At 67.4% G+C, this 5,343-nt stretch carries 6 protein-coding genes; 1 reads left to right on the forward strand and 5 read right to left on the reverse strand.

What is annotated here, in order from left to right:
• Window positions 1-86: 86 nt before the first annotated feature.
• From AAHB17_RS24165 to fba, 5 genes are read right to left on the reverse strand one after another with little or no spacing between them, the layout of a single operon-like run.
• Entirely contained in the window at window positions 87-1,001 is a 915-nt protein-coding gene (locus tag AAHB17_RS24165; protein WP_342133617.1) for a phosphoribosylaminoimidazolesuccinocarboxamide synthase, read from the reverse strand.
• Window positions 998-1,396, reverse strand: a complete 399-nt coding sequence (gene vapC, locus AAHB17_RS24170; RefSeq protein WP_342133618.1) for a type II toxin-antitoxin system VapC family toxin — start codon at window positions 1,394-1,396, stop codon at window positions 998-1,000. The genes AAHB17_RS24165 and vapC overlap by 4 nt, the downstream gene beginning before the upstream one ends.
• Window positions 1,393-1,650: a type II toxin-antitoxin system VapB family antitoxin gene (locus AAHB17_RS24175; RefSeq protein WP_342133619.1), complete on the reverse strand. Its 258-nt coding sequence runs from the start codon at window positions 1,648-1,650 to the stop codon at window positions 1,393-1,395. Before AAHB17_RS24175 ends, vapC begins: the two co-directional genes overlap by 4 nt.
• 42 nt (window positions 1,651-1,692) lie before the next feature.
• Window positions 1,693-2,295: a class I SAM-dependent methyltransferase gene (locus AAHB17_RS24180; protein WP_342133620.1), complete on the reverse strand. Its 603-nt coding sequence runs from the start codon at window positions 2,293-2,295 to the stop codon at window positions 1,693-1,695.
• Between the two features lie 47 nt (window positions 2,296-2,342).
• Complete coding sequence (gene fba, locus AAHB17_RS24185) at window positions 2,343-3,407, reverse strand: class II fructose-bisphosphate aldolase (RefSeq protein WP_342133621.1); 1,065 nt, start codon at window positions 3,405-3,407, stop codon at window positions 2,343-2,345.
• Window positions 3,408-3,762: 355 nt separating this feature from the next.
• Here fba and AAHB17_RS24190 point away from each other — a divergent pair, with 355 nt between their 5' ends.
• The gene (locus tag AAHB17_RS24190) at window positions 3,763-5,280 is read left to right on the forward strand and encodes a hypothetical protein (RefSeq protein WP_342133622.1); all 1,518 of its coding nucleotides are present in this window, start codon (window positions 3,763-3,765) and stop codon (window positions 5,278-5,280) included.
• The last annotated feature ends 63 nt before the right edge of the window (window positions 5,281-5,343 follow it).

Raw genomic sequence — 5,343 nt, forward strand, 5'->3', positions numbered from 1 at the left:
GCAAAGCCGGACCCACGGCATCCCCGGCTGGACCGCTTCATGCGTCGCGGGTCGCGCTCCGATGAGGGCCGGGCGGGGAATGGCCCTCAGGCCGTCAGGCGCTGCAGCGCTTCCTGGTACTTGGCGTAGGTCTGGGCGATGACGTCGGCCGGCAGGGCCGGCGAGGGCGGCGTCTTGTCCCAGGGTTGGCCGTTGACCGTGGCCTGTTCCAGCCAGTCGCGCAGGAACTGCTTGTCGTAGCTGGGCGGGTTCTTGCCTTCGGCCAGGGCCTGGGCATAGCCCTCGGCCGGCCAGTAGCGCGAGGAATCGGGCGTCAGCACCTCGTCCATCAGCACCAGTGTGCCGTCCTTGTCGAGGCCGAACTCGAACTTGGTGTCGGCGATGATGATGCCCTTCTGGGCGGCGATCTCGCTGGCCGTCTTGTAGATGGCGATGCTGATGTCGCGGATGCGGGTGGCCAGGTCCAGACCGATCATCTCGACCGTCTTCTCGAAGGTGATGTTCTCGTCGTGTTCGCCCACCTCGGCCTTGGCGGCGGGGGTATAGATGGGCTCGGGCAGCTTGGCCGCGTTGGTCAGGCCCTCGGGCAGGGGCACGCCACACACATGGCGGTTGTCCTGGTATTCCTTCCAGCCACTGCCGGCCAGGTAGCCGCGCACCACGGCCTCCACCGGGATAGGCTTGAGCCGCTTTACCAGCATGGCGCGGCCCTGGACCTGGGCCACCTCGGCCGGCGTGACCACACTCTCGGGCGCTTCGCCGGTCAGGTGGTTGGGGCAGATGTGGCCCAGCTTGCCGAACCAGAACAGCGCCATCTGCGTCAGCAGCGCGCCCTTGCCCGGGATCGGCTCGCCCATGATGACGTCGAAGGCGCTGATGCGGTCGGACGCCACCATCAGGATGCGGTCGTCGCCGACGGCGTAGTTGTCGCGCACCTTGCCGCGGGCCAGCAGGGGCAGGGAGGTGATGGCGGAGGTGTGGACGGCGGAGGAGGTGGTCATGAGAGAAGCTTCAGTTGAGGTTCTATGGAAGCGATGGCGCTGAAGTCGGCATCGCGGGCGAGCAGGGGCAGATCGGCCTCCAGGGCGCAGGCGGCCACCACGCAGTCGTTGGGGCTGCGTGGTGTCAGGCCTTGCCAGCGGCAGCGCGCGTAGAGCTGGGCCGCGTGGCGGTGCAGGTCGGCCAGGTTGTCGGGTTCGAACACGGGCAGCTGTTCCAGTTCGCGCTGCAGCCGCATGAAGTGGGTGGGCGAACGCGCGCCCTGCAGCACTTCCTGCAGCACCACCGCCGGCACGACGATGGGGTCACCGTCGCGCAGCGCGCGCAGCACCCGCTGGTCGGCGCGGGAGCCGGTGGCGCGCAGGTACTCGATCCAGGCCGAGGTGTCGACCATCATGGTTTTTTTGGGCGCGGTTTCGGTTCGTTGGCCAGCAGAGGTTCCACCGGGTGCAGCCGGTAGGCTTCGTCGGGGTCGTAGTCGTCGGCCAGGGTGCCCGCGCCGCGCAAGCCCAACAGGCCGGAGTAGTCGGGCTTGCGCACGTAGGCCTTGAGGGCCGCCTCGATGGCGGCCTTCTTGGTCTTGACGCCGGCGCGTGCCATGGCCTGGGCCACGAGCTCGTCGTCGAGAACGATGTTGGTGCGGGTGTTCATGGGGTGGCGGATCGCAATACACATCGAATGTGTATGATCGCATTATGCCCCAACACCGGGCTTGTGCATCAGCGCCACGTTGCGTGCCGGCACCTCCATCCGCCAGCCATGCCGCCGGGCGATGTGGGCCAGCGTGGCCTCGCGGTAGAACACCACGTGGGTGGGGTCGCGCCGGTAATGCCATTGGGCAAAACGCGTGTCGTCGGTCTGGAAACCCGTCATCAGCGCCAACCAGCCGCCGGGCTGGAGCAAAGCGTCCAGACGCATGAATTCGTGGGCCGGTGCGTGAAAGTGCTCGATCACTTCGGTGCAGGTGATGAAGCCGTAGCGGGTGTCCAGCGCGTGGGGGTCGGGGTGGAAAAACGGGTCGTAGAGCGTCACGCCGTGGCCGGCGGCGCGCAGCATCTGCGCCAACACCGGACCGGGGCCGCAGCCGTAGTCCAGGCCCTGGCTGCCGGGTGCGAGGCGGTCCAGCAGCGGGTCGGCCACGCGCTTCAGGAAGGCGACGTAGCCGGGGTCGTCCGGCGTGTTCTGGTGCTGTTCGTATTCGGCCCGCTCCTGCACGGCGTCCGGGCGCTGGGCGGGGTCGAGGAAGGTGGCCTCGCAGCCATCGCAGCGTTGGTAGTCGCGCCCGCCCACAGACACAAAGGCCCGCGTGCGCGGGCCTTCACAGACGGGGCAGGTGGTCGTCTTCAGTTCACCACCTGGGCCAGCGCGCCGGACGCGTACTTGCCCGCCATGACCTGCAGGCCCTGGCCCTGGATCTTGGCGCCCTGGCCTTCGCAGCCGAACTCCAGGTAGCGCTGCTTGCAGACCGCCTTGGCGGCCTCGCGCGCGGGCTTGAGCCACTCGCGGGCGTCGAACTTGTCCGGGTTCTCCGCCAGGAACTTGCGCACCGCGCCGGTCATGGCCAGGCGGATGTCGGTGTCGATGTTGATCTTGCGCACGCCGTGTTTGATGGCTTCCTGGATCTCGGCGATGGGCACGCCGTAGGTTTCCTTCATCTTGCCGCCGTACTGGTTGATGATGGCCAGCAACTCCTGCGGCACCGAGGACGAGCCGTGCATCACCAGGTGGGTGTTGGGGATGCGCTTGTGGATTTCCTTCACGCGCGAGATCGCCAGGATGTCGCCGGTGGGCGGGCGGCTGAACTTGTAGGCGCCGTGGCTGGTGCCGATGGCAATCGCCAGGGCGTCGAGCTGCGTGGCCTGCACGAACTGGGCGGCTTCCTCCGGGTCGGTGAGCATCTGGCTGTGGTCCAGCTTGCCTTCGGCGCCGATGCCGTCTTCCTCGCCGGCGTCGCCGGTTTCCAGGTTGCCCAGGCAGCCCAGCTCGCCTTCGACCGTGACGCCGACCTTGTGCGCCATCTCCACCACTTGGCGGGTCACGTCCACGTTGTAGCCGAAATCGGCCGGGGTCTTGCCGTCCTCGCGCAGCGAGCCGTCCATCATCACCGAGCCAAAACCCAGGGAAATCGCGCCCTGGCAGATCTTGGGACTGGTGCCGTGGTCCTGGTGCATCACCAGCGGGATGTGGGGGAAGGCCTCGGTGGCGGCCTGGATCAGGTGCTTGATGAAGGACTCGCCCGCGTACTTGCGCGCCCCGGCGCTGGCCTGCAGGATGACCGGCGCGCCCACCTCGTCGGCGGCGGCCATCACGGCCTGGACCTGCTCCAGGTTGTTGACGTTGAAGGCTGGAATGCCATAACCATTGGCCGCAGCGTGGTCAAGCAGTTCGCGCATGGAAACGAGCGCCATGGAAATCTCCTGGAGGGTTGAGTGGGGGCGCGGCGTGTGGTAACGCCGCTGTAACCGCGTATTTTAACGAGCGCACCTGGTGCCAGTCTGCTCGGTCCCCAACGGATAGCCGCCGCGTCCAGCCTCAGCCGCCATCGGCGACAAGTTCAAATTGATCATTGTTTGGATTTTCCGTGGTGTTCGTCCCCAAGAATCTCACGCGTGCGATGGGCACAGAAGGGAGTTCGAGTCGATGGGCACGTCGTTTCTCAGGCCATGGGGCCTCGTGTTGTGGTGGTGTATGGCCTGGGCCTCTGGGGCCCGGGCCGCGGAGATGGAGCTGTCCAGGTTGGCTGTGCCCAGCGATGGCGATGGCGTGGTCATCCTCTCGCTCAGTGTGTCCAGCGTCGACACGATGGCCTTGGTCTCGTTTGCACTCATGGAGGGCGAAGGCCAGGTCAAGCTGGATCAGCACTCCGTGGGCCGCCCGCTGTTCAACTTCAATGAACAACTCAGCGGCCTGGACGGGCGTTGGGGCCGGGTGGTGGCGCTCAAGCTTCGGCCAGGCACCTACCGCTGGGGTGTGGTGAGCTCTTTTCTAGGCGGGGGAGGGCCAGCGCACATACGCAATTCCGAAGACATACGGCGGACATTTGTGGTTGAGCCCAACAAAGTGCTGTACCTCGGCAACCTGGATGTGCTGACCGTTGTCGAGCCCGGCCTCAAGGCGGGCAACCTGTTCGCCGCCCTGCTGTTTGGCGTGATGAATTTTGATGTGCAGGCCCACTCGCATGTCCGCAACATGTGGGAGGCTGATCTGAAAATCATCAAGTCGCAACGTCCCAGCTTTGATCCGGCGGTGGTGGACACGCGCTTGATGCGCGACGAGCGCGACGACGCGATCGATCAAACCGTGGCCGACGTGAAGGCCGCTGCCGCCACAGGCGACGCCGGGGCCCGGGCCGCCTGGGCGGAGGCGTCGGTGTTCGGTTACGCGATGTTGCCGGACCTGCGCCATCTGCGCCTGCCAGCCACCCTGGCTTTTGACCCGGCGACGTTCGACGGCTTCGTGGCCTCGGCCGGCAATCCCGCAGGGCTGGGCGCCTTGGTCCAGTGGGCCCTGGACAACCCCGTGGCCAGAACCCGCGCGCCGATGCCGCTGGCGCCCGCCCCCTTGCAGGCCTTGGTGCAGGCCGCCGCCGACCGGTATGCCGTGCCTGGGGCGACCTATCTGTTGCGTGATGCTCGCTTTGGTGTGGCGAGCGACACCGCGCTGCGCGGCGTCTGGAAAAACCGCGCGCGTGCGGTCCAGATGCGCGAGGGCATGAGCCAGTCCGATGTGCTGGAAACCCTGTTGGGCAAACGGCCTGCCGAACAACTGGCCGACATCAAGGCCCAACGCAGGCTGGTGGCGATGACCCCGAGTGGCCGCCACGTCACGTGGACAAGCGATGGCACCGAACCGTTGGAAACCGCCGCCGACCAGCTGATCAAGCGCTGCAACGAAGACACCGGTGAGGCTTGCTGGATCGTCGCCCAGGACCGGCAGAGCAGGCTGCCCATTTGCAACGCGGCCATGTGGGCCACCGGCCTGGCTCAAGCGCATCCCCCTGCCCATTGGCCGGACGCTACCGCGCAGGCCGTGGCCGGCGCGCCGTGGGCGGCGGCCTACCAGCAGTGGCTGGCGCAGGAGAAGGCGGCGCAAACACATCCGCGCAGCGTGGTGTGGGACCCCGGCTTGCAGCGGGCCTTCACGGCGGCGGGCGACTGCTTGGCCAGTCACCGCGCGGTGCAGGCCTGCAAGGCTCAGGGCGGTCAGGTGTGCCAGGTGGTGCTGCAGGACGACAAGCTGTTGCTTCCCGCCCCCGGCCTCACCCCGCCCGACAGATCTTGAGCATGTTCGTCCCGCCCGGGGGGGGGCCGGGGGGGGGGGGGGGGGGGGGGGGGGGGGAGGGCC

The sequence above is a fragment of the Hydrogenophaga sp. OTU3427 genome (genome assembly GCF_038440225.1).
Classification (GTDB): Bacteria; Pseudomonadota; Gammaproteobacteria; order Burkholderiales; family Burkholderiaceae_C; genus Hydrogenophaga.

Bases quoted from the DNA above. Each gene is read 5' to 3' on its own strand.
- vapC (WP_342133618.1), bottom strand. From the start codon at position 1,396: ATGATGGTCGACACCTCGGCCTGGATCGAGTACCTGCGCGCCACCGGC.
- AAHB17_RS24175 (WP_342133619.1), bottom strand. From the start codon at position 1,650: ATGAACACCCGCACCAACATCGTTCTCGACGACGAGCTCGTGGCCCAG.
- fba (WP_342133621.1), bottom strand. From the start codon at position 3,407: ATGGCGCTCGTTTCCATGCGCGAACTGCTTGACCACGCTGCGGCCAAT.
- AAHB17_RS24165 (WP_342133617.1), bottom strand. From the start codon at position 1,001: ATGACCACCTCCTCCGCCGTCCACACCTCCGCCATCACCTCCCTGCCC.